Here is a 22,462-nt window from a genome sequence, read left to right on the forward strand (position 1 = left end):
AATAGTGAAGTTTCTTAACTATGTTGCCGCCGGCGCCGCCCTGCTCGCGCTGGCCGCCTGCGCCCCCTCGACCGCCCCCGCTACGGGCGGCGCCGACGAGAAGACCGGCACGCTGCGCGTCTGGCTCTTCGACGAGCCGAACCGCGCCCCCAAGGAGAAGGTCGTCGCCGAGGCCGTCAAGGAGTTCACCGCCGCGCACGCCGGCGTCCAGGTCGAGGTGACCTACATCCCGACCACGCCGGCCAGGCACGAGAAGTTCAAGGGCGCCTTCAACGACCCGTCCAGCTCGCCCGACGTGGCCGAGTACGGCAACACCGACCTGGCCGAGTACGCGGCCGCCGGCGGGTTCGCCGAGCTCGATCTCCCGGCCGGGGACCTGACGCCGGGCCTGGTCGAGTCGGCCACCGTGAACGGCAAGCAGTACGGCCTGCCCTGGTTCATCGGCATCCGCGCCCTGTACTACCGCACCGACGTCTTCGACGAGCTGAAGCTGGAGCCGCCGTCGTCGATCGCCGAGCTGACCGAGACCGCCCGCACGATCCGCGCGAAGAAGCCAGACCTGTACGGCATCGCCGTCGGCGGCGAGTACACCTTCGGCGCCCTGCCCTTCGTCTGGGACGCCGGCGGCGACATCACCGCCCTCGACTCGCCCGCCTCGCGCAAGGGCGTCAAGGCGTACACGGACCTGCTGACGGACGACATCTGCCCGCCGCAGGCCTGCGTGTCGCTCACCGGCGGCAAGACCGTCGAGCTGTTCGCGAGCGGCAAGGCCGCGATGGGCATCCTGGGCAACTTCAGCCGCTCGGCCGTGGACGCGGGGGCGGCGGCGGGCAAGTACGCGGTCGTCCCGCTGCCCGGCTCGGCCGAGGGCTCGATCGCGCCGGCCTTCGCCGGGGGCAACAACCTCGGCGTGATGAAGCACGCCAGGCACCGCACGCTGGCCGTGGAGTTCGTCGAGCTGCTGGGCGGCAAGGCGTACCAGGCCAGGATGTACGAGGCCATGGGCAACCTGCCGACGCTGACCTCCGTGCGGGACGAGCTGGCGGCCAAGGACCCGTTCCTGAAGCCGTTCCTCGACACGGTGGCCAAGGGCACGAAGTTCGTGCCGATCGACCCCGCCTGGGTGAAGATCGACAACGGCAAGGTCATCCCCACGATGCTGCAGAAGATCGCCACCGGCCAGGCCACCGTGGACGCCGCCACCACCGAGGCGGCCGCCGCCGTCAAGACGGCCTTCGGCCGCTCGTGAGAGCCGGGTCCGGCCATCGCCCATGGCTCTACCTGCTGCCCGCCGCGGCCGTGCTCGTGCCGCTGTTCGGCTACCCGCTCTACATGCTGGGCCTGCTGTCGGTCTTCGACTACCGGCAGGCCCAGGTCAGCGGCGGGCAGCCGAGCACGTTCGTCGGGTTCGGCAACTACGCGGCGCTGCTGGGCGACGGCCGGTTCCGGGAGGTGCTGCTGCAGACCATCGGCTTCGCGGCGGCGCTGGTGCTGGCCACGCTGGCGGTCGGGGCGGCGCTGGCGGTGCTGCTGACCCGCGCCGGGCCGGTGCCGAGGACCGCGCTGTCGCTGGCGGCGCTGGGCGCGTGGGCGGCGCCCGCGATGACCGGCTCCACCGTGTGGATGTTCCTGTTCGACGCCGACCTCGGGCTGGTCAACCAGGTGCTGGGGCTCGCCGGCTTCAACTGGTTCTACGACCGGTGGGTCACGTTCGCAGTGGTCGGGGCGACGATCGTGTGGCACTCGTTCCCGCTGGTCATGCTCACCCTGTACGCGGGCATCCAGGCCGTCCCCGGCTCGGTGCTGGAGGCGGCGGCGCTGGACGGGGCCTCGGCGTGGCACACGTTCTGGAAAGTGATCGTGCCGATGTTGCGGCCCCTGATCACCATCGTCGTCATCCAGTCGGTGATCTGGGACTTCAAGGTGTTCACCCAGATCTACGTGATGACCAACGGCGGCGGCGTCGCCGGGCAGAACACCGTGCTGAACGTCTACGCCTACCAGACCGCGTTCGGCTCCTCCGAGTACGGGCTCGGCTCGGCCATCGCCGTGGTCATGACGCTCGTGCTGCTGGTGTTCACCCTGCTCTACATCCGGGCGCTGCATCGGGGAGGGGAACGGCTGTGAGGAGAATCGTCCCGAACACGGTGGCCTGCGTGGTCGCCCTGCTGACGGCGTTCCCGCTGTACTGGATGGTGCTGTCGGCGCTCAAGCCCGACGGCGAGATCCAGTCGCTGGACGTCAGGCCGTGGACGTCGCACCCGACCCTGGACAACTTCGTCAGGGTGCTGACCGGGGAGGGTTTCGGGCGTTACCTGCTCAACAGCGCGGGCGTGGCGCTGAGCGTGGTCGTGCTGTCGGCCGCGGTGGCGTTCCTCGCGGCCGTGGCGGTGACCAGGTTCAGGTTCCGGTTCAGGACGACCGTGCTGATCATGTTCCTGATCGCGCAGATGGTGCCGGTCGAGGCTCTGACCATCCCGCTGTTCTTCGTGGTGCGGGACCTGGGGCTGCTGAACACGCTGGCCTCGCTGGTCGTGGTGCAGCTCGCGTTCACGCTGCCGTTCGCGATCTGGATGATGCGCGGGTTCGTCGCCGCCGTGCCCGAGGCACTGGAGGAGGCGGCGATGATCGACGGGGCCGGGCGGGCGACCGTGCTGTGGCGGATCCTGTTCCCGCTGGTCGCACCCGGGCTGGTGGCGACCAGCGTGTTCTCCTTCATCACCGCCTGGAACGACTTCGTCTTCGCCAGGACCTTCATCATCTCCGCCAAGGACAACCAGACCCTGCCCGCGGCGCTGCTCGTCTTCTTCAAACCGGACGAGAACGACTGGGGCGGGATCATGGCGGCCTCGACGCTGATGACGATCCCGGTGCTGATCTTCTTCGTCGCCGTGCAGCGGCGGCTGGTGTCAGGGCTTGGAGGGGCCGTCAAGGACTGAGACGACGTGCTCGTCGCCCGGCGCCAGGAACTCCAGCAGCCGCCGCCCCTCCTCCTCGGCCTCGTCCAGCACCTTGATCGGCTCCCACTGGTGGAGGGTGAGCGTGGAGACGCCCTTGGCCCGGGTGACCGTCCAGTCTCCGGCCGTGACGCCGTCCACCAGGATCACGCGCGGCATGACGTTCGTGCCCATGAAGCCCTGCAGCGCCGCCGCCCCGGTCTCGGTGATCGCCCTGGAACGGTCGGCGTAGGACAGGAAGAGGTTGTCGAAGTCGTACATGAGCCGCACGGGGGCGGGCACGTCCTCGCCGGGGCGGGGCGCGTCCGGCAGGTCGTACAGGGTCCTGCCCGCGTCGTCCCTGAACCTGACCAGGTCCATCGAGTCGAACACCTCGCCCAGCCGGGTCAGCCCCGACCACGTCTGAGCGTCCTGCGCCGACGCGGGCCCGAAGGCGGCCAGGTAGCGGCGCACCAGCTCGGCCGGCGTCATCGGCGGCACCTCGAACCCGATCCAGGACTCCGCGCTCGTGTGGGCGATCGGCCCGCTCCTGCCCCACACGCCGCGCGGCGGCACCTGCACCAGCGGCACCAGGCAGCGCACGCCCTGGCCCAGCGCGTGCGGGTCGATGTCCGGCCAGCGCTCGGCCAGCGCCCGCCCCAGGTCGGCGAACGTCATCGGCCGTTCCTCCAGCAGCGCCCGGCCCACCGCCGCCAGCTCGTCGAGGTCCACGCCCGCCAGCCGCTTGCCGAACGTCGTGCGCGTCCCGCGCTCGGTCACCACCTGCAGCAGCGGCCGCATGGCCAGGCAGTCGCGGGCGGAGACCAGGTGGATGGTGGAGCGCTGCAGCGCGATGCGCACGAGCTCGCGCGAGAGCAGCAGGTCGGCGGCGTCGGCGGGGTTGAACCCGGCGATGCGGTTCCACAGGCCGGTGTACCAGGTGTGCGGGGTCTGCGCCTGCAGCCCGCCCACCTGCTCCACGACCTCGGTCACGGAGCCGCCGGTGCGGCGCAGCAGGTGCTGCCGCTCCAGCGTGGCCCGGTTGAGCGCCCTGCGGCTGATGAGGGGATCCATGACAGTAAAGGTAGGGGCTATTGCGGCCGGTCCCGGGCCGCAATAGCCCCAGCGACGCCGGCGGGACGCCGGCATGTGGCCTGCGACGCCCTCCTATCGCCTGATGGTACGCGCCTTCGCGTAGTCCCTGAGAAATTCGTCCCACTCGGTGTGCTGGGCGATCTGGAGGTCCCCGTAGTAGCGCGAGATCGTGCGCTCCATCGGGAAGTACGCGCTCAGCCCGCCGCACTCCTCGACCTTCTCGCCCTGGTGCCCCTCGCTGATCACGAAGCCGCCGGGCCCGTGGATGGCCAGCAGCTTGTCGGCCACCGAGGCCAGCGTCGGGTCGGTCCGCGAGTCGGCCACCAGCGCCAGGCAGATCGTGCGCAGGTCCGTCAGCGACCGGTCGATGTGGAAGCGGGTCGCGACCGACTGCACGCTGTCCACCACGGACCGGTTGATCCGCACCTGCCGGCGCATGCCTTCGGCCAGCGTCTGGAACTCGCGCATGAACTCCTCGATGCGCGTCGCGTCCACGGCGCACTGGGTGACGGTCCGGGGCGTGCCGCGGTAGGACTTGACGTACTCCTCCACCACGATCCGCCCGAGCTCGCGCGCGTCCATGCGCGGGTCGGCCGCCATGGCGGTGAGGATCTCGGTGTACGGCCAGCCCTCGTTGGGTTCGAGCTCCTCCGAGCCCACCACGACGCCCGCGTGCTCGCGGATCTCGTAGCAGACCTCGAGGTTGCTCATCAGGCAGGCGTCCATGCCGAGCAGGTCGATCGGCCGGCCGAGGTCCTGGTGGACGGCCCGCATGACGTTGCACAGCTCGATGGTGTCCAGCGAGTGCAACGTGCCGTCGTCGCCGGCGATCGCCCGGTCCTGCCCGGTCGGCAGGCGCAGCACCTCGGTCAGCGACGTGGTGAACACCGCCTTGGTGATCTCCTGCGACTCCGTCAGCCTGGACAGCTCGGAGAAGGCCGGCTCGCCGTCGGCCATCGCCGCGCGCGGAGCCCTGCGGACGTAGCCGCTCTCGACGTCGCGCCGCACCGCGCGGCCCCTGACGTGGGTGTAGATCTGGTCGAGGTCGTCCGGGGTCCAGCCGCCGCCGTGGTTCCAGATCACCAGGGCGTACCGCCGGGCGGGCGCGCGGGCGACGGACCAGCGCACGAAGTCCAGAAGCGTCTGCGGGTGGCCGGAGTCGACCGGCGGGTGCAGCTCCTCGACCAGGTCGGGCGCGCCGCCCGCCCTGATCTCCAGGTGCTGGGCCCGGCCCCCGGCGTCCTGCCGCTTGACGAAGCAGGTGACCCGGACGCCGTTGTACGACTGGACGGCGCGCAGCTCCTCCAGGTCGCGGCCCGCGGCGTCGGACAGGTTGTTGTTGCCCGCCATGTAGATCATGACGTTCCACTCGGCCGGCTCGTCCGGGCGGGGCTCGTCGGCCGTGCTCGCCGCGGTCCGGCCGAGCGCCCGCCAGGTGTCGGGGCCCGCCACACCGTCGGCGGGCAGCCCGGCGCGCTGCTGGACGCTCAGCACGGCCCCGTAGGTGGCGCCGCCGAAGTACCCGTCGGCCCGTAGCCGGTGGCCGCGGGCGCGCAGCAGCTCCTGCAGCCGCCTGACCTCTTCCCCTCTGCTGCCGAGCCGCAGCGTGGGCCCGGCCATCAGTCGGCGGCCCAGTGGAAGGTGAAGCACTTGCCGTCCGGTGACAGGTCGCCGATCGGGATGACGTACATCGGCGCGTGCTCGCCGAACATCCGCGCCTTCCACAACACGATCGAGCCGCCGGCCTGCACGGCCCTGGACTCGAAGACGGCGTAGCGGTCGCCGTCGGTCTCGACGAAGCAGAGCTGCCTGTCGGTCTCGTCGGTGACCTGGACGCCCTTCCACCAGATGCTGTGCGGCGCCGCCGTGATGCGGACCTCGGTGGTGCCGGGCTGGGCCGGGGTCTCGGTCAGGTGCAGGACGTCGCCGTCGCGCAGCCGGTGGGCGTTGGCGAGCTCGGTCCTGGTGATCCGCATGAGCTGCATCGGGCCGCGGCCGGGCATGCGCTCGTACCGGATGGGGGAGCGCTGGTCGCCGTGCACGATGGCCAGCAGCTCGGGGAGCTGCGAGACGATCGCGGGTAGCGTGGCCTGCACGATGGGGCCGAAGTAGCGCTGGTTGAGCTCGCGGTCGGTCACGCGTACGGGGTGCTCGGCCCGCATGCCGTGCATGGACTGCAGCAGGCCCGGCAGCACCTGCATCATGATCGGGGTGACCGTGCCGAGCAGTTGCGGCACGAACTGCAGGAACCGGTCCTCCTCGTTCTGGTCGGTGTCGGCCTTGGCCGGGCCGAACGACAGGAGCTGCTCCACCAGCGGCGGGATGATGGCCTGCACGACCGGCATGACGACGGCGGCCACGTCCATGAACGAGCGGTCGGCGGCGAGCCGGGCGTAGGTCTCCGGGCCGGCGTAGCGCTGCTGTTGCTGGTGGTATTCCACGGGCCGGTGCTCCATGTGCGGCCTCATCGGCAGCATGTGCGCCTGTTGCGGCCGTGCGCCGAACTGGTCCGCTGCCTGGTGGGTCAGCTGGAGTCCCTGGAGGATCGTGGGAAACAGCACGTTGAGAATCCGTGCCTCCGCTCCCCGCTGCTCCTCTGCGATGTAGGACGGCATGATGTTCTCCCGGCGTTTTGGGGCATTCGTCCACGTTGGACGGTATGAATGGGTTCTGTCGCGAGCATCAGGGAACGCCCTGGGGATTACCCCGGGGCGTTTCCCTAATGACCGAAAGAGCTGACTCGGGTCAAGGACACTGGACGCCCGCCGGGCCAAGGCCCACGATGAACTTTGGCCTAGGGAACATCCGGCGAGGGGGTGAGTCCGATGGCAGCCCGCGCCCTCCGCACTGGACCCGAGCGCTCCCGGGACGAACAGTTCGTCGGCCGGTGCCGGGAACTGGCGGTGCTCCACGCCCAGCTCGGGCGGGTGTGCGAAGGACGGTCGAGCCTCGTCGTGCTGGAGGGGCCCGCCGGGATCGGCAAGACGGCACTGGCAGGGGAGTTCCTGTCCGCGATCGAGAACGCGGTCGTGCTGGACGTCAGCGGGGACGACGGCGAGTCCGAGCTGCCGTACGGGGTGCTGGCGCAGCTCGGAGCCCAGGCGCAGCAGGTGCCCGAGGCGCTGGCCGGGCTGGCCGCCGGGGCCGCACCCGACCCGCTGGCCGTGGGGGCCGCGTTGCTGGAGCTGCTGGCTCAGCTCCAGCTCACCGCGCCCGTGGTCGTCGCCATCGACGGGGCGGACTGGGCGGACCTGCCCTCGTTGCAGGCGCTGACGTTCGCGCTGCGGCGGCTGCGTACCGACCGGGTGCTCGCCGTCGTGATCGTCAGGGAGAGCGACCATCCCCGGCTGCCGGAGGGGCTGCGGCGGCTGCTGCGCAGCAGCGCGGCGCTGCGGCTGCCGCTGGGCGGGCTGAGCGCGCGCGAGCTGCAGGCGCTCAGCGCCCGGCTCGGCCCCGTACGGCTGACTCCACAGGCCGCCGATCGGCTGCACGAGCACACCAAGGGCGTGCCGCTGCACGCGCGGGCGCTGCTCCAGCAGGTGCGCGCCGAGACCCTGGCCGACGTGGACGCCCCGCTGCCCGCGCCGCGCGCGTACGCCACGCTGGTGCGCGGGCGGCTGGGCGGGTGCGAGAACTCCGCGCAGCGGCTGCTCACGGCCGCCGCCGTGCTCGGCACGTCCGCGCCCCTGCACCTTGTGGCCCGCATGGCCGGGCTGGCCGAGCCGCTGCCTGCGCTGGAGCAGCTCACCGCCGCCAAGCTGCTCGTGGAGTGGCGCACGGGGGCCGGGGTGTCGGTCGGCTTCCCGAACCCGCTGGTCAGGGCCGCCGTCTACCACGACCTCGGGCCCGCCACCCGGCGGCGGCTGCACCTGCTGGCGGCCTCCCTGGTGGACGACGTGGTGCACCGGCTGCACCACAGGCTCGCCGCCGCCGATCAGGTGGACGACGAGCTCGTCCGCGAGGTCGCCCTGGTGGGGCGGCGGCAGGCGGCGGCCGGGCACTGGGCCGGCGCGTGCGGGTGCCTGACCCGGGCCGTCCAGCTCACCCAGGACGGGCCGGAACGGGACCGGCTGATCGCCGAGGCGGTGGAGGCCCTGCTGGCCGCCGGCCGGCCCGCGGACGCCGGGGCGCTGGGAGCCCAGGTGGCGCCCGGCGGCGATCCCGGGGTTCACGGTTACGTGCAGGGCTCGGTGGCGCTGGTGGCGGGGCGGGTGGAGGAGGCGGTGCGGCTGCTCGACGACGCCTGGACGCACGCGGGCGGCGGCGCGCACCCGCCGGGCAGCGGCCCGGCGCGGGGAGGCGGCGCCGCGCCGTCACAGGGGAGCGGCGACGCCTGGCTCACCTCGGCCATCGCCACCCGGCAGGCGATGGCCGGCCTGCTGCGCGGCTGCGGCGCGGACGCGGCCCGCTGGGCGGAACGCGCCACCGCCCGGGACGGCGGGCGCGCCACGCGGGCGCCGGCGCCCGCGCTCACCCCTGAGGGCGGGGCGCGCGGCGAGGTGGCCGAGGGTGGCGGGCGCGCGTTCGTGCGGTTCGCCCGGCTGGTCGGAATGGGGCTGGCGGGGGACGTCGAGGACGGCCTGGCGGAGAGCGCCGAGTTGCCGGCGCCGGCCCAGGGCACGGCGGGGGAGCTGGACGCGCTGCTCGGCCGCGGCACCCTGCGCCTGTGGGCCGACGACCTGGCCGGCGCGCAGGCGGACCTGCTCGGCCTGCTCGCCGTGGGCGCCGGCAGGTCCGCGCCGTTCCAGCTCCTGGTGGCGACCACGCTGGCCCAGGCCGAGTACCGGCTCGGCAGGTGGGACGACGCCGCCGGGCACGCCGAGCTCGGCGCCTCGACCGCCGACGACTTCGGCCAGGCGTGGCTGGCCAGCTACGCGCACGCCGTGGCCGCCCTCGTGCCGGCCGCGCGCGGAGAGTGGGAGCGGGCCGCCGCCCACGTACGCGCCGCCCGCGCCGCCTGCTCGCCCGGCAACGTCTCCGCCCAGGTCAGCACGGCCGCCGCCGAGGCCCTGGTGGCCACGGCCCGCGGCGAGCACGACGCGGTCGTCACCGCGCTCACCCCGCTCACCAGGATGGACCTGGCCGACGAGCCGGCCGTCGTGCTCTGGCGCACGCTGCTGGCCGACGCCCTGGTCAACACCGGCCTGCCGGAGGAGGCGGAAGGGGTTCTCGTGCCGTGCGAGCTGCTGGCCCTGGACAGGGAGCGGCGCAGCGTGCTGGCCGCCGCCGCGCGGGCCAGGGCGGGGCTGCACGCGGCCAGGCACGAGCCGGGCGAGGCGGAGACCTGTTACCAGGTGGCTCTGGAGCACACCGCCAAGATCGAGACACCGTTCGAGGAGGCGAGGATCCAGCTCGCGTACGGAACGTTCCTGCGCCGCAGGGGCCGCCGCTCGGCCGCCGCCGAGCAGCTCGAAGCGGCCCAGCTCACGCTCTCCCGGCTGGGCGCGCTGCCGTACCTGGAGCAGTGCGACCTGGAGCTGGCCGCGAGCGGGCGGGCGGTGCTGCGCCCGCAGGACACCGCCAGGCTCGGCCTGACGCCGCAGGAGCACACGGTGGCGGTGCTGATCAGCAGGGGGCTGACCAACCGGCAGGCGGCGCGCAAGCTGGTGCTGAGCGTCAAGACCGTCGAATACCACCTGAGCCACATCTACACCAAGCTCGGCATCACCTCCCGCACGGCGCTGATCGGGAAGCTCAGCGATCTCGGTGAGTGACGTGCCGCACGGTGGCGCCAGCGAGCCGGACGTGCGCCACCTCCCGTCGGGGCGGCCCGCGCGGGACCGGCCCGAGAGTGATCGTTATGATCGCCTTGACCATAGTGATGTCCGGGGGAGCGTGATGACCGTTTCGCGGCCGAAGACCCTGCTCGCCATGGGGCCCGACATCGCCGCCCGGCTCATCGCCGGGCCGGTGCGCGAGCGCCTGCTCGCGATCGCCGACGTGGACCCCGACCTGGTGGCCGCCGACTTCGCCGATCCGGCCGTGGCCGCGGCGCTGGCCGAGGCGGAGGTGCTCTACACGAGCTGGTGGTGCCCGCCCCTGACCGCCGAGGTGCTGGCCGCGGCGCCGCGCCTGCGGGCCGTCGTGCACGCGGCCGGCTCGGTCAAGCACCACGTCACCGAGGCGTGCTGGGAGCGCGGCCTGCTCGTCTCCTCCGCCGCGGCGGCCAACGCCGAGCCCGTCGCCGAGTACACGCTGGCCGCGATCCTGTTCGCCAACAAGCGGGTGACGGACATCGCCCGGCTCTACCGGGAGCACCGGGGGACGCGGCTCGACTACGACGGGATGTTCCCCGGGTTCGGCAACTACCGGCGCACGGTCGGCATCATCGGCGCGTCCAAGATCGGGCGGCGGGTGATCGAGCTGCTGCGGCCGTTCGAGCTGGACGTGCTGGTCGCGGACCCGTACCTGAGCGAGGACCTGGGCGTGCCGCACGTCGAGCTGGACGAGCTGTTCGAGCGGTGCGACGTGGTCAGCGTGCACGCGCCCGCGCTGCCCGAGACCCACCACCTCGTCAGCGCCGCCCGCCTGGCCGGCATGCGCGACGGCGCCACCCTCATCAACACCGCCCGGGGCGCGCTCGTCGACCAGGACGCGCTCGTCGCCGAGCTGGCCTCCGGCCGGCTGTACGCGGTCATCGACGTCACCGAGCCCGACCCGCTGCCGGCGGACTCGCCCCTGTACGACCTGCCGAATGTCCTGCTCACCCCGCACATCGCCGGCTCGCTGGGCGGGGAGCTGGCCCGCATCGCCGACCTGGCCGTGGACGAGCTGGACAGGTACGCCCGGGGCCTGCCGTTCGCGCACGGAGTGGCGGCGGAGGAGCTGGCCACCCTCGCCTGACCGGGTCCGCCCTGCTCGCCGGGCGAATCCGGCGTCTGCCGTTCACCCGGAACGACGGTCGGGCGGCCACTAGGATCTCGCGCATGGTGGCCACCGCATCCGGGAGTCAGAGTGGAAAGGCGTTCTACGTCACCACTCCCATCTACTACGTCAACGACGCTCCGCATCTGGGTCATGCCTACACGACCGTCGCGGGCGACGTGCTCACGCGCTGGCACCGGCAGCGCGGCGAGCGGGTGTGGTTCCTGACCGGCACCGACGAGCACGGCCAGAAGGTCCTGCGCACCGCAGAGGCCAAGGGGGTCAGCCCGCAGGAGTGGTGCGACAGGCTCGTGGAGGAGGAGTGGAAACCCCTCTGGCGGCATCTGGAGATCGACAACGACGACTTCATCCGCACCACCGAGAAGCGGCACACCGACCGGGTGCGCGAGTTCGTCCAGGACCTGTACGACAAGGGCGAGATCTACCAGGGCGGGTACGAGGGCCCGTACTGCGTGGGCTGCGAGGAGTACAAGCTCCCCGGCGAGCTGCTCCCCGGCGAAGGCGAGAACGCGGGCGCGCAGCTCTGCCCGATCCACAAGCGGCCGGTCGAGATCCTCAAGGAGGAGAACTACTTCTTCAGGCTGAGCGAGTACGGCGACCGGCTGCTCGCCCACTACGAGGCCAACCCGGGCTTCATCCAGCCCGAGTCGGCTCGCAACGAGGTGGTCAGCTTCGTCCGGCAGGGGCTGCAGGACCTGTCCATCTCCCGCTCGACCTTCGACTGGGGCGTGCCCGTCCCGTGGGACGACCGGCACGTCATCTACGTGTGGGTGGACGCGCTGCTCAACTACGCGACGGCGGTCGGCTACAACCAGAACCAGGACGCCTTCGAGGGCCGGTTCCCGGCCGACGTGCACCTGATCGGCAAGGACATCCTCCGCTTCCACGCGGTCATCTGGCCGGCGCTGCTGATGGCCAACGGGCTGCGGCTGCCCGGCCGCGTCGTCGCCAACGGCTGGCTGCTGGTCGGCGGCGAGAAGATGTCGAAGTCGAACCTGACCGGCATCAGCCCGCGCGACATCACCTCCCACTTCGGGGTGGACGCCTTCCGCTGGTACCTGCTGCGCGCGATCGCCTACGGCCAGGACGGCTCGTTCTCGTGGGAGGACCTCGCCGCCCGCTACACCTCCGAGCTGGCCAACGACTACGGCAACCTCGCCTCCCGCGTGGCCGCCATGGTCGGCAGGTACTTCGACGGCGTCCTGCCCGAGGCGACCGCCGGCGGCGCGGCCGAGAAGGCCGTGCACGACAGCCTGGCGAGGACTGTCGCGCAGGCCGACAGGAAGATCGGCGACGAGGTCGAGTTCCAGGCCGGCATCCAGGCCATCTTCGACTTCGTCAAGCAGGTCAACGGCTACATCTCCGAGCAGGAGCCGTGGAAGGTGGCCAAGGACGATTCCCCGGAGGGCCGGGCCCGCCTGGCGACGATCCTCTACACCGCCGCGGAGTCCCTGCGCGCGGTCGCGGTGCTGCTGCACCCGTTCATGCCCGAGAGCTCACAGCGGCTCTGGGAGTCGCTCGGCGCGGAGCCCGCCCTCGGCCCTCTCGCCGGCCAGCGGGTCCAGGACGCCGGTGAGTGGGGCGGCCTCCCGCCCGGCTCGACGATCACCAAGGGCGCGATCCTGTTCCCGCGGCTGGAGGACAGGCCGGGCGCGTAGCGAACCCCGGCGGGCCGGCCCTACGCTTCCCGCATGGACAAGAGGGTGATCGACGGCCGCTTCGAGCTCGTGGAGCGGCTCGGTGGCGGGGGCATGGGCCTGGTGTGGCGCGCCTGGGACGTGGCCCTGCACCGCGAGGTCGCGCTCAAGGAGGTGCGCCCGCCCGACCCCGCCATCGAGGAGCACGACCCCACCCTCGCCCGCGAGCTGCGCTCCAGGGTGCTGCGCGAGGCCCGCGCCCTGGCCCGGCTGAACCACCCCCACGTGGCCACCATCCACCACATCGTGGACCCGGGGGAGCAGGGCTACCCCTGGATCGTCATGGAGCTGGTCACCGGCGGCTCGCTCCAGGACCTCCTCCAGCACGGCCCCCTGCCGGTCAGGGAGGCGGCGCGGCTGGGCCGGGAGGTGCTGTCCGGGCTGCGGGCCGCCCACGCGGTCGGCATCCAGCACCGCGACGTCAAACCCGCCAACGTGCTGCTGCGCGAGGACGGCCGCTCGGTGCTGACCGACTTCGGCATCGCGGCGATGCGGGAGTCCACGAGCCTCACGGCCACCGGGTCGTTCATCGGCTCGCCCGAGTACATGGCGCCCGAGCGGATCAACGGGGTCGAGGGCGATCCCGCCTCCGACCTGTGGTCGCTGGGCATGATGCTCTACGTCGCGGTGGAGGGGCGGCATCCGCTGCGCCGCGGCACCACGCTGGCGACGCTCGCGGCGGTGCTCAACCAGGACGTGCCGCCGGCGGAGCGGGGCGGGGCGCTCGGCCCCGTGCTGGGCGCCCTGCTCGTCCGGGAGCCGTCGGCCCGGCCGGACCCCGAGACCCTGGACCGCATGCTGGCGGAGGCCGAGGCCGGCCGCCCGCCCGCGCTGCCCGGCCCCTACGCCGGCGGCCCCGCGACGCCGCAGCCCATGCCCCCCGGCCCGGCCTTCCCCGGCCCCGCGACGCCGCAACCCATGCCCTCCGGCCCCGCCTTCCCGGGCCCCGCGCCCTCCTTCCCCGGCCCCGCTCCGGCCTTCCCTCCCGCCGGGTATGCCGGGCAGACCGGGCCGTCCGCGTCCGGTTTCCCGCCCGGTGGGCAGACCGTGCCGCCCGGGTACGGGAAGGCCCCGCAGCAGCCCCCGTGGGGTCGGGGGCCGGTGCAGGGAGCGGACACCGCGCACACGCGCCGCAGCCGGCGCGGCGCGCGGGGAGCGGTGGTGGCGGTGTCCGCGTCCGCGGTGGCGATCGCGGTGGTGGCGGCCGTGCTGGTGTGGCAGTCCCTCCCGCCGGCCACCGCGGGCCGCGACGGCGACCCGCGGTCCACCAGCCTGAGCCTCGGGAACGATCCCACGGAGCCGGCCGACGACCCCGCCGAGGAGCCCACGCAAGAGTCCACGGAAGAGCCCACGGAAGAGCCCGCCGAGAAGGACCTGCTGACCCCCGCGGGCATGCGCGGCATGATCGCCAAGCTGAAGCCGGTCATCGGCGGGACCAGGATCGTCAGGATGACGATCCACCCGACCCACGCCTCCGTGGACGTCCCCCGCAAGGACGACCCGGAGGTCTTCGACAGCTACGACTACCGCGACGGCGAGGTCACCGGCCCCCGGACGGGAAGAACGTTCGACACGCCCCTGGTGGACCTGGCCACGTTCAACTGGAACGCCCTGCCGAACCTGCTCAAGAAGGCCAAGCAGGACCTCGGCGCCCGCGCCCCGATCTCCCACCACATGATCGTGGAGCCCGACTACTCGTTCACCTCGACGAAGCAGGTGCTGCTGGTCTACGCCTCCGACACCTACAGCCGCGGTGGTTACCTGGTGGCCAGCCCGCAGGGAAAGGTGCTCAAGGTCGTCAGCTGACCGGGCAGGCAGGCCGGAGGCGGCGCCGGGGTCAGCAGCTCTCCTGGTAGCCGCTCTCCGGGATCAGGCGCGCCCACTCCGCCCTGCTCAGCGCGCCGCCCGCCCGCGCGCACACCTCGCGCGCCGTCAGCCCCGGATCGACCGCGACCTCCCGTACGGTCCCGTCGAGGGTGACCCCGCGCAGCCGCTTGCCGTCCTGGCTGAAGGCCGGCCCGGCGGCCCACGACCCGACCTGGCCGACCTCGCGCAGCGCCGCGGTGTCCCAGAGCGAGGTACGGGCGGCGTCGACGGCCAGCAGGTCGCCGCCGGGGGAGAAGCGCAGCTCGTCCACCGGGGCCGAGCCGGTCTCGATCGTGCCGATGGGCTCGCGCTCGCGCACGTCCCACAGCAGCACCCTGCCGGCGTCCAGCGCGATCGCCAGCCTGCCGCCGTCGGGGGAGAAGGCCAGCGCCGTCGGGGCCGCGCCGTCGCTCAGGTCGAGCGGGGTGATCCGGCCGGTGGACAGGTCGAGCAGGTTCGGGCCCGCGGCCAGCGTGGAGCCGTCGGGGCTGAAGGCCAGCGCCAGGTCGCCCGCGCCCGCGTACGCCTTGATCCGCCGCGCCGTGCGCACGTCCCACGTCTCCAGCAGCGTCCCCCGGGCGGTGGCCAGGGTGCCGCCGTCGGGGGAGAGCGCCACGGCGGGCACGTCGCCGCCCGCCGTGATCGTGGACACCTGCCTGCCGCCGGCCACCTCCCACACGGTCACCGGGTCGCCCGCCACCGCCAGCAGCCGCCCGCCGGCGTCGAACGCCAGGTCGCCGGCCGCCGCGATGCGGCCCAGCTTCCTGTGCTCCTCGGTGTCGGTGAGCTCGATGGCGTCGCCGACCTCCTTGGCGGCGACGCGGCCGTTGCCGGAGAACGCGGCGACGTGCCCGTCGTCGGACGGCGCCGGCAGGCCGGACACGTCGAGCGAGACGACCGAGCCGAGGCCGCTGAGGTAGCGCAACTGGCGGCCGTCGGAGGAGAAGGCCAGGCCGTGGCCGGGGTTCTGGAGAGGGTAGGAGCCGGCCAGGCGGCGCTCGGCGACGTTCCACACGCGGACCTCGCCGTCGCCGGGGAGCGCCAGGAGGCGGCCGTCGGGGCTGAAGACCAGCGGGCCCGCGGACGCGCCCGGGGTCGTCTCCAGCCCGTCCACGACCTCGGCGCCCCACGCACCGTCCTGCGGGGTCCCGGCCTCGCTCTCCCGTGCCGTGCCCGGCGCGGCCCCCGTGTCGTCGCCCGGCCGGCCCGCCCGGCCGTCACGGTCGGCCCCCGCCTCCCCGCCACGGGTCCGCGCCGTCTGGGGTTCACCGCCGTCGGGTTGCCCGGCACCCCCGTCTTCGGCGTTCGGCCGGTCCGCTCCGGTCGCGCGGGCCTGCGGCTCGGCGCTCTGGCCGCCGCCGGAGGTCTCGGCCCGGTCCGGGCCGGTCGCCTGCGCGCCGGTGCTCGCGGACGCGCCTGCCACGGGAGCCTGTGAGGCGGCCGTCGCGGGAGGGTGCGAGGCGGGAGCCGGGGTAGCGGGCGGGGCCGAGGGCCGGGCCTGGGCGGGGGTCGGGAGGGCGAGCACCCCAGGGCTCTGCGCGGCGGCGGCCGGGGCGGGCTCCGGGCCGTGAGCGAGGTCGGAGGGAGTGTCGGGCCCCGGCTCCCCGGCCGCGCCGAACGTCTCCGCGCTCCCCGTACGCGACCGGACGCCCCCGGCCTCCACCAGCGCGACCCCGTCGCGCCCCGCCACCGCCACCGTGCGCCCGTCGGGGCTGAAGGCGACGGCTGGGGCGGCGGCCCCCGTGGACGGCTCGACCTCGACCACCCCGGTCCTGGTACGGCGCGGCGCCAGGTCCCACAGCTCGACCCGCCCGGTCAGCCGCGAGACGGCCGCCCGAGTCCCGTCGGGCGACAGCGCCACCTTCGCGTCCGTCACGTCCAGCGACACGCGTGTCCCCCGATAGACCCGCGTCCTGTTCCCCTTGCTGATGGCGTAGACGGCAGCGGCGGGCGCGCGCCCGGTGGTCACGTCGATCGGCCCGCCGTCGCCCACCTCCGCGTACCGCCCGTCGTCGCTCAGCGCGGTGGCCCCGGCGGGCAGCGCGTACGTCGCCGCCCGCCGCCTCGCCGGCACGTCCCAGACGGTGAGCGCACTCGTGTCCCACCGGACCAGCATGTCCCCGCTCAGCAGGTAGCGGGCCTGCGCGTCGGCCTCGGGATCGGTGAACACGGCCAGCTCCGGCTGCACCAGCGAGGCCTGCAGCGCCGACCGCGCCTCGAAGACCGGCGCCAGCCGCCATGCGGCCACGCTCAGCCGCATCGCCGTGCGCGGGTCGGAGGTGCGCAGGGCCTGCGCCCTGGCGGCCACGGCGCGGGCGTCGGCCTCGATGAGGCGCTCGCGCAGGTCGTTCTGCCCGTGAACGGACACGACGGTCATCGTGACCGCCACCGCCAGCACCGCGGCCACGGACGCCAGCGAGGGCACCAGCAGCTTCCTGCGCTGCTTGGACAGGGCCACGCTGTCGTTGACGAAGTCGCGTTCGAGCTGGTTCAGCCGCACGTGGCGGCGCTTGGTGGCGGCCCAGCCGAGCGCGGTGTCGAGCTCGTGCCCGCGCAGCAGGTGGCCGCGCCCGCGCCGGTGCTCGGACCAGTGCCTGGCGGCCTCGCGGATGCGGCGGTGCACCAGCATGCCCTCGCGCTCGTCGGCCACCCAGCCGCGCAGCCGCGGCCACGCCCGGTAGAGCGCGGCGCTGGCCGGCGCCACCCGGTCGTCGCTGACGGCCACCAGCCTGCCGACCGAGGTCTCGACGCCCGGCACGCGTACGCTGCGGCGTACCAGCAGCCCGGCCTCCATGAGCGGCCGCAGCACGTCGCCCTCGTCGTGCGGGGTGTCGCCGTCGAGCAGGCGCAGCAGCAGGCCGGGCACCTCCTGCTGCTGGGCGGGCGTGAGCCCCGCGTACACCTCCTCGGCCAGCTCGCCCAGGGAGGGCTGCCGCACGTACGCCTGCGGCGGGCTCAGCTCCGCCCCGCCGTCCACCAGCAGCTCGGCGGCCGTGGGACGCTCGGCCGGGTCCTTGGCCAGCGCCCGCCCGACCAGCTCGCACAGGGAGTCGGGCAGGCAGCTCACGTCGGGATCGACCGTCAGCAGCCGGTGCATGATGCCGCCGAGGCTCTCCCCGTGGAACGGGTCGCGCCCGGTCGCCGCGAACAGCACCACCGCGCCCCACGCGAACACGTCCGCCGCCGCCTCGGCCGCCTGGCCGGTGAGCACCTCGGGCGCCTGGTACGTGTACGCGCCCACCGGCCCGGAGACCGGCAGGCCCAGCTCGATCACCTTGGGGCCGTCGTCGGCCAGCAGCACGCTCTCCGGGTTCAGCCCCCGATGGGTCAGCCGCGCGTCGTGCAGCGCGCGCAGCACCTGCGCCAGCGCCCCGGCCAGCGCGACCAGCTCGTCACCCGTGTACGGCCCGTGCAGCGCGACGGCCTGCCGCAGGTCGGGCCCGTTCACGAACTCGCTCACCACGTACGGGACGCCCCCGTCGGACCCGACGGCGACCACCTCCGCCAGATGGCGGCAGGTCACCCGCTCGTACCGGCGCCCGACCTCGCCCCGCGGCACCGTGACCGCGAACCTGCGGCCCTCGTCGTCGTAGGCGTCGTAGACGACGCCGCGGCCACCGGCACCCAGCCTGGCGGCCAGCCAATAGCCGCCAAGCCTTTCTGGGTCACCGGGCACCAAGCGCATCGTCACTGGAGCTTAGATGCACGACACCGCCCATTGGTTGTCCGGGGCCACGTAACCGGGAGGGACGCCACAGGTCCCCCGCGCGCCTCGGGGGACCCATGCGCGTCATGATCATTATGCCAGGCTTCGCGATCCGGCCTGCCACTCGCGCCGGAGCACGGCCATGAGCACGCAGTCGTGCCACTCCCCGTCCCACAGGAGGGCGTCGCGCTCGACGCCCTCCTCGACGAAGCCGAGCTTCTTGTAGACGTGCCGCGCCCGCTCGTTGAAGGCGTAGACGCCCAGCCTGATCCGGTGCAGCGGCGTGGTGGTGAAGGCATGGCGGAGCACCAGCTCGATGGCCTCGGTGCCGTAACCCTTGCCGAACACGCGGGGGCCGATCAGCCCGATGCGCAGGTTGCACGACAGGTTGGCGGCGTCGAGCTCGTTGAGCACCACCTCGCCGACGTACTCGTCGTCCGCCATGATGGCCAGGTCGAGCCGGTCGGGGTGGCCGCCGCGCGTGGCGTACCACAGGCGCAGCTGCTCGGCGTCGAAGCCGGCGTGCGAGCCCGTCAGCCGGCGCACGTCCGGGTCGGAGACCAGCTCAAGCAGACCCTCGACGTGCTCGGGACCGACCGGGCGCAGCGTCACGCGCTCGCCCTTCAGCGTGGGTTTCTCGGCGAACATCTCTTCTGGCTATCAGTCGCGATCAACGTCGGGCAAACCCATTTTCCGCAGCACCGCGTCGCGCACCTGCTCGGGGGTGAGCATGCCGACGTCGCAGATCAGGTCCGCCGCCTCGCGGAAGTACGCCTCGCGGCGGGCCCGCATCTCCCGGGGGTCGTAGTCGGGGCGGTGCTTGCTGGTGCGCATGCGCTCGGCCAGCACCGCGTCGTCGGCGTCCACCCAGACCACGAACGCCTTGCGCATCGCCGCGCGCACCTCGGCGTTCTCCAGCACGCTGGCCGCCGCGGCGATCACCTTCGGCTCGCCCGCCAGCGACTCCAGCACGTGCTCGGCCTCGTACCGGTGCAGCGCCTCCTTGCCCTCGCGGGCGGCGATCGGCGCGGAGGTGGCGCCGTGCTTGTCCTGGAGGTACCGGTCGCTGTCGGTGAAGGGCAGCCCGAGGGCCTCAGCGATCAGGACGCCGGAGGTCGTCTTGCCCGCGCCCATGAGCCCGATCATCACGACTGGTTTGTTTTTCGACATGTGGATAGAGGTTCCTTCGTGTCAAGGAGGTAAATCTGATGACCATCGCCGGAAGCATCATCCTCATCATGCTCGGTGCGATCCTCACCTGGGCCGTCGAGTTCGACCTCGCCGGCCTCGACATCAACGTAGTGGGCGTCATCCTCATGCTCGGTGGGCTGGTCGGTCTCCTGTTCGGCATCTACAGGATCACCGTCACGCGCCGCGCGGTCGGCCCGATCGACGAGCCGGTCGTCCGGCACGAGATCTACGAGGAGCCTGAGACGCGCAGGACCACGGTCTACGAGGAGCGTCGCCACTACGACGAACCACCGCTGTAGGAGGTGAATCGACATGCCAGCTGTTGAAGAGCTGCCGTCGACCATCAAGCGTTCTCCGAAGAAGGCGCAGAACACGTGGATCAAGGCGCACGACTCGGCCGTCAAGGAGTACGGCGAGGGGCGGCGCGCCCACATGACCGCGTTCGCCGCGCTGAAACATTCCTTCGAGAAGGTGGGCGACCACTGGGAGGCGAAGAACGGCAAGGGCCCTTCCGACAAGGGCGCCACCGACCGTTCCGGCCGGACGGCCGAGGGCGTGGACGCCAACGCCAGCAAGGACCACCTGCAGCAGGTGGCCGCCAGGCTGGGGGTGACCGGCCGGTCGAAGATGACCAAGCAGGAGCTGGTCGGCGCCATCAAGAAGGCCAACAGGACGGCCACGGCGAAGTCCCGCCAGGGCGCGAAGTCCAACGGCGCCAAGTCGAACGGCGCGACGAAGTCCACCGGGACGAAGTCCACCGGCACGACCAGGTCCACCGGCACGACCAGGTCCACCGGCACGACCAGGTCCACCGGCACGAAGGCCGGCACCAAGGCCAGCACCACGAAGTCCGGCACCACCAAGGCCGGCACCACGAAGTCCGGCAGCAAGTCCACCAGCACGAGGGCGGCTTCCTCGTCGAAGTCGGGCACCAGGACGACGTCCAAGGTCAAGTCGGGGCCCAAGCCGACGTCCAGGTCGACGTCGAAGTCGGCCTCCAAGCCGGCGTCGAAGTCGACGTCCAGGACGAAGTCCGCTCCCAAGAAGAGCTCCACGGCGAAGAAGTCCCGCTGACGCAGCGGGGCGCCTGCGCCACCGACCGACACAACACCGACCGACACAACAGAGGGCCGCCGATCCAGCTGGATCGCCGGCCCTCATTCATGCCCGCTCACAGCAGCCGCCTGACCGCGCCGGCGATGGCGTGGCGGTCGATCCGGGCGTCGGCGAGCTGCTCCTGCGGCGTCGCCGACCCGGGCAGATCGGTCACGGCCAGCTTCACCACCCGAGGCCCCAGCTCGCTCACCGCGTCCATCACCGCGTCACCGAGCCCGCCCTCGACCCGGTGATCCTCCACCGTGATCAGGTTGCCGGTGGTGGTCGCCGCCTCGACCAGCACCGCCGCGTCGACCGGCTTGATCGAGTACAGGTCGATCACCCCCACCGGGATGCCCTCCGCCTGAAGGCCGTCGGCCGCCGCCAGCGCCTCGTGCACGGTGACGCCCGCCGCCACGATCGTGGCCCGGTCGCCGGGCGAGTGCCGCAGCACCCGCGACCCGCCCACCGAGAACCGCTCGCCCGGCTCGTAGATCACCGGGGTGTCGCCCCGCGTGGTCCGCAGGTAGGACACGCCCTCCAGGTCCGCCATCTCGGCGATCAGGGCCGCCGTCTGGTTGGCGTCGCACGGGTACAGCACGGTGCTGCCGTGCACGGTCCGCATCATCGCCAGGTCCTCCAGGCCCATCTGCGAGGGCCCGTCCTCGCCGATCGCCACCCCCGCGTGCGAGCCGACCAGCCGGATGTCCGCCCGGCTCACGCCCGCCATCCGGATGAAGTCGTGCGCTCTGGTCAGGAACGCCGCGAACGTGGCCGCGTACGGCTTCCACCCCCGCACCTGCAGCCCGACGGCCGCCGCGACGAGCTGCTGCTCGGCGATGTACATCTCGAAGAACCGCTCGGGATGCTCCTTGCCGAACGTCTCCGTCTTCGTCGAGTCCGCCACCTCGCCGTCCAGCGCCACCACGTCCCCGCGGGCCGAGCCGAGCGCCGCCAGCGCCGCCCCGTACGCCGTCCGTGTCGCCACCTTCTCGCCCACCGGGTACGAGGGCAGCTCCATCCCGTTGCTCCCGAACCGGAACGGCGCCGCGCCCGCCTCCGGCCTGTGCACCTCGACCCGCACGCTCCTCGGCCCGCCGAGCTCCTCGACGGCCTTGCCCGGGTCCTTCAGCGCCTTGCCGTGGGCGCCCTCGCGGTTCTCGACCTCCAGGACCCCTTCGCCCTTGCGGGTCTTGGCCAGGATCACGGTCGGCCGCCGCCGCGTGTTGCGGGCGTTGCCCAGGGCGTAGTCGATCTGGCCGGGGTCGTGCCCGTCGATCTCGATCGTGTGCCAGCCGAACGCCCCGAACCGGCGCGCGTACGCCCCGGTGTCCCAGCCGTGCCTGGTGGGGCCGCGCTGGCCGAGCCGGTTCACGTCCACGATCGCGGTCAGGTTCGCCAGCCCCTCGGCGCCCGCGTGCTCGGCCGCCTCCCAGATGGAGCCCTCGGCCAGCTCGCTGTCGCCGCACAACACCCAGACCCGGTACGGCAACCGCTCCAGCCGCCCGGCCATCGCCACCCCCACCCCGACGGGCAGCCCCTGCCCCAGCGACCCGGTGGCCACGTCCACCCAGGGCAGCCGGGGCGTGGGATGCCCCTCCAGCCGGCTGCCTCTTCGCCTGAACGACAGCAGCTCCTCGTCGCTGATCACGCCGGCCGCCTTGTAGAGGGAGTAGAGCAGGGGCGAGGCGTGTCCCTTGGAGAAGATCAGGTGGTCGTTGGCCGGATTGGCCGGGTTGTCGAAGTCGTAGCGCAGGTGGCACGCGAACAGCACGGCCATCAGGTCGGCCGCGGACATGGACGAGGTCGGATGGCCGGAGCCGGCCTCCGCCGCCGCCCGTACGGAGTCCACCCGCAACTGCGCCGCCAGCTCGGCCAGGTACTGAAGATCGCGGTCAGGCATCATGACCTCCCCTGAGATGGTTTCCGCCCCGTCTACCCCGGCGCCGCCGGTTAACTCGGTGCACGGGCCCGATCACCCCGGCCGCCGC

General features: G+C 73.0%; 15 protein-coding genes and 1 pseudogene. 9 read left to right on the plus strand and 7 right to left on the minus strand.

From position 1 onward, the window contains the following. Positions 1-4 precede the first annotated feature (4 nt). Genes HD597_RS60200 through HD597_RS60210 form a run of 3 tightly spaced genes read left to right on the plus strand, consistent with a single transcriptional unit; the run spans position 5 to position 2,939 of the window. Complete coding sequence (locus HD597_RS60200) at positions 5-1,249, plus strand: extracellular solute-binding protein (protein ID WP_253758089.1); 1,245 nt, start codon at positions 5-7, stop codon at positions 1,247-1,249. After that, positions 1,246-2,127, plus strand: coding sequence for a carbohydrate ABC transporter permease (locus tag HD597_RS60205; RefSeq protein WP_253758091.1), 882 nt, complete (start codon positions 1,246-1,248; stop codon positions 2,125-2,127). The genes HD597_RS60200 and HD597_RS60205 overlap by 4 nt, the downstream gene beginning before the upstream one ends. Beyond that, positions 2,124-2,939 (plus strand): carbohydrate ABC transporter permease, encoded by an 816-nt coding sequence (locus tag HD597_RS60210; RefSeq protein WP_253758093.1) that lies wholly within the window; start codon positions 2,124-2,126, stop codon positions 2,937-2,939. The genes HD597_RS60205 and HD597_RS60210 overlap by 4 nt, the downstream gene beginning before the upstream one ends. On the opposite strand, the gene HD597_RS60215 is transcribed toward HD597_RS60210, so the two are convergent. From HD597_RS60215 to HD597_RS60225, 3 genes are all read right to left on the minus strand, one after another. Then, positions 2,910-4,010, minus strand: a complete 1,101-nt coding sequence (locus HD597_RS60215) for a winged helix DNA-binding domain-containing protein (protein ID WP_253758095.1) — start codon at positions 4,008-4,010, stop codon at positions 2,910-2,912. The genes HD597_RS60210 and HD597_RS60215 overlap by 30 nt on opposite strands. A gap of 93 nt (positions 4,011-4,103) precedes the next feature. Beyond that, entirely contained in the window at positions 4,104-5,681 is a 1,578-nt protein-coding gene (locus HD597_RS60220; RefSeq protein ID WP_253758097.1) for a clostripain-related cysteine peptidase, read from the minus strand. After that, positions 5,651-6,646, minus strand: coding sequence for a hypothetical protein (locus tag HD597_RS60225; protein WP_253758099.1), 996 nt, complete (start codon positions 6,644-6,646; stop codon positions 5,651-5,653). Before HD597_RS60225 ends, HD597_RS60220 begins: the two co-directional genes overlap by 31 nt. A 210-nt stretch (positions 6,647-6,856) precedes the next feature. Between HD597_RS60225 and HD597_RS60230 the strand changes: the two genes are divergently transcribed. The 4 genes from HD597_RS60230 (at position 6,857) to HD597_RS60245 (ending at position 14,419) form a co-directional block, all read left to right on the plus strand. Beyond that, positions 6,857-9,745, plus strand: coding sequence for a helix-turn-helix transcriptional regulator (locus HD597_RS60230; protein WP_253758101.1), 2,889 nt, complete (start codon positions 6,857-6,859; stop codon positions 9,743-9,745). Positions 9,746-9,869: 124 nt separating this feature from the next. Beyond that, entirely contained in the window at positions 9,870-10,874 is a 1,005-nt protein-coding gene (locus HD597_RS60235; protein ID WP_253758103.1) for a hydroxyacid dehydrogenase, read from the plus strand. An 83-nt stretch (positions 10,875-10,957) separates the two neighbouring features. Beyond that, complete coding sequence (gene metG / locus HD597_RS60240) at positions 10,958-12,574, plus strand: methionine--tRNA ligase (RefSeq protein ID WP_253758105.1); 1,617 nt, start codon at positions 10,958-10,960, stop codon at positions 12,572-12,574. 33 nt (positions 12,575-12,607) lie between these two features. Then, complete coding sequence (locus tag HD597_RS60245) at positions 12,608-14,419, plus strand: serine/threonine-protein kinase (protein WP_253758107.1); 1,812 nt, start codon at positions 12,608-12,610, stop codon at positions 14,417-14,419. Positions 14,420-14,450: 31 nt separating this feature from the next. Here the strand turns inward: HD597_RS60245 and HD597_RS60250 are convergent, their stop codons facing one another. The 3 genes from HD597_RS60250 to HD597_RS60260 all read right to left on the minus strand — a co-directional run bounded on the left by HD597_RS60250 (position 14,451) and on the right by HD597_RS60260 (position 19,355). Then, positions 14,451-18,155: a protein kinase domain-containing protein gene (locus tag HD597_RS60250; protein ID WP_253758110.1), complete on the minus strand. Its 3,705-nt coding sequence runs from the start codon at positions 18,153-18,155 to the stop codon at positions 14,451-14,453. Positions 18,156-18,278: 123 nt separating this feature from the next. After that, positions 18,279-18,833 carry a GNAT family N-acetyltransferase gene (locus tag HD597_RS60255; protein WP_253758112.1) on the minus strand — a complete coding sequence of 185 codons (555 nt, stop codon included), beginning with the start codon at positions 18,831-18,833 and terminating at the stop codon, positions 18,279-18,281. 12 nt (positions 18,834-18,845) lie between these two features. Continuing rightward, a complete protein-coding gene (locus HD597_RS60260; RefSeq protein WP_253758114.1) occupies positions 18,846-19,355 on the minus strand; it encodes a shikimate kinase in 510 nt (169 codons plus the stop codon). Positions 19,356-19,393: 38 nt separating this feature from the next. On the opposite strand from HD597_RS60260, the gene HD597_RS60265 reads away from it, so the two are divergent. Together HD597_RS60265 and HD597_RS60270 are read left to right on the plus strand one after the other, a co-directional pair. Continuing rightward, complete coding sequence (locus HD597_RS60265; protein WP_148442243.1) at positions 19,394-19,675, plus strand: hypothetical protein; 282 nt, start codon at positions 19,394-19,396, stop codon at positions 19,673-19,675. Between the two features lie 13 nt (positions 19,676-19,688). Then, positions 19,689-20,072, plus strand: a pseudogene (locus HD597_RS60270) (ChaB family protein); the annotation flags it as partial. Between the two features lie 475 nt (positions 20,073-20,547). Here HD597_RS60270 and HD597_RS60275 read toward each other — a convergent pair. Further along, on the minus strand, positions 20,548-22,377 hold the full coding sequence (locus HD597_RS60275) for a transketolase (RefSeq protein WP_253758116.1): 1,830 nt from the start codon (positions 22,375-22,377) through the stop codon (positions 20,548-20,550). Between the last annotated feature and the right edge of the window lie 85 nt (positions 22,378-22,462).

Origin of the sequence: Nonomuraea thailandensis (assembly GCF_024172165.1) — a bacterium.
Lineage (GTDB): Bacteria > Actinomycetota > Actinomycetes > Streptosporangiales > Streptosporangiaceae > Nonomuraea > Nonomuraea thailandensis.

What these genes read in the sequence shown, in the direction of transcription:
- HD597_RS60260 (WP_253758114.1), bottom strand. Translation starts at nt 19,355, where the DNA reads ATGTCGAAAAACAAACCAGTCGTGATGATCGGGCTCATGGGCGCGGGC.
- HD597_RS60225 (WP_253758099.1), bottom strand. Translation starts at nt 6,646, where the DNA reads ATGCCGTCCTACATCGCAGAGGAGCAGCGGGGAGCGGAGGCACGGATT.
- HD597_RS60215 (WP_253758095.1), bottom strand. Translation starts at nt 4,010, where the DNA reads ATGGATCCCCTCATCAGCCGCAGGGCGCTCAACCGGGCCACGCTGGAG.
- HD597_RS60255 (WP_253758112.1), bottom strand. Translation starts at nt 18,833, where the DNA reads ATGTTCGCCGAGAAACCCACGCTGAAGGGCGAGCGCGTGACGCTGCGC.
- HD597_RS60235 (WP_253758103.1), top strand. Translation starts at nt 9,870, where the DNA reads ATGACCGTTTCGCGGCCGAAGACCCTGCTCGCCATGGGGCCCGACATC.
- HD597_RS60275 (WP_253758116.1), bottom strand. Translation starts at nt 22,377, where the DNA reads ATGATGCCTGACCGCGATCTTCAGTACCTGGCCGAGCTGGCGGCGCAG.
- HD597_RS60245 (WP_253758107.1), top strand. Translation starts at nt 12,608, where the DNA reads ATGGACAAGAGGGTGATCGACGGCCGCTTCGAGCTCGTGGAGCGGCTC.
- HD597_RS60265 (WP_148442243.1), top strand. Translation starts at nt 19,394, where the DNA reads ATGACCATCGCCGGAAGCATCATCCTCATCATGCTCGGTGCGATCCTC.
- metG (WP_253758105.1), top strand. Translation starts at nt 10,958, where the DNA reads ATGGTGGCCACCGCATCCGGGAGTCAGAGTGGAAAGGCGTTCTACGTC.
- HD597_RS60230 (WP_253758101.1), top strand. Translation starts at nt 6,857, where the DNA reads ATGGCAGCCCGCGCCCTCCGCACTGGACCCGAGCGCTCCCGGGACGAA.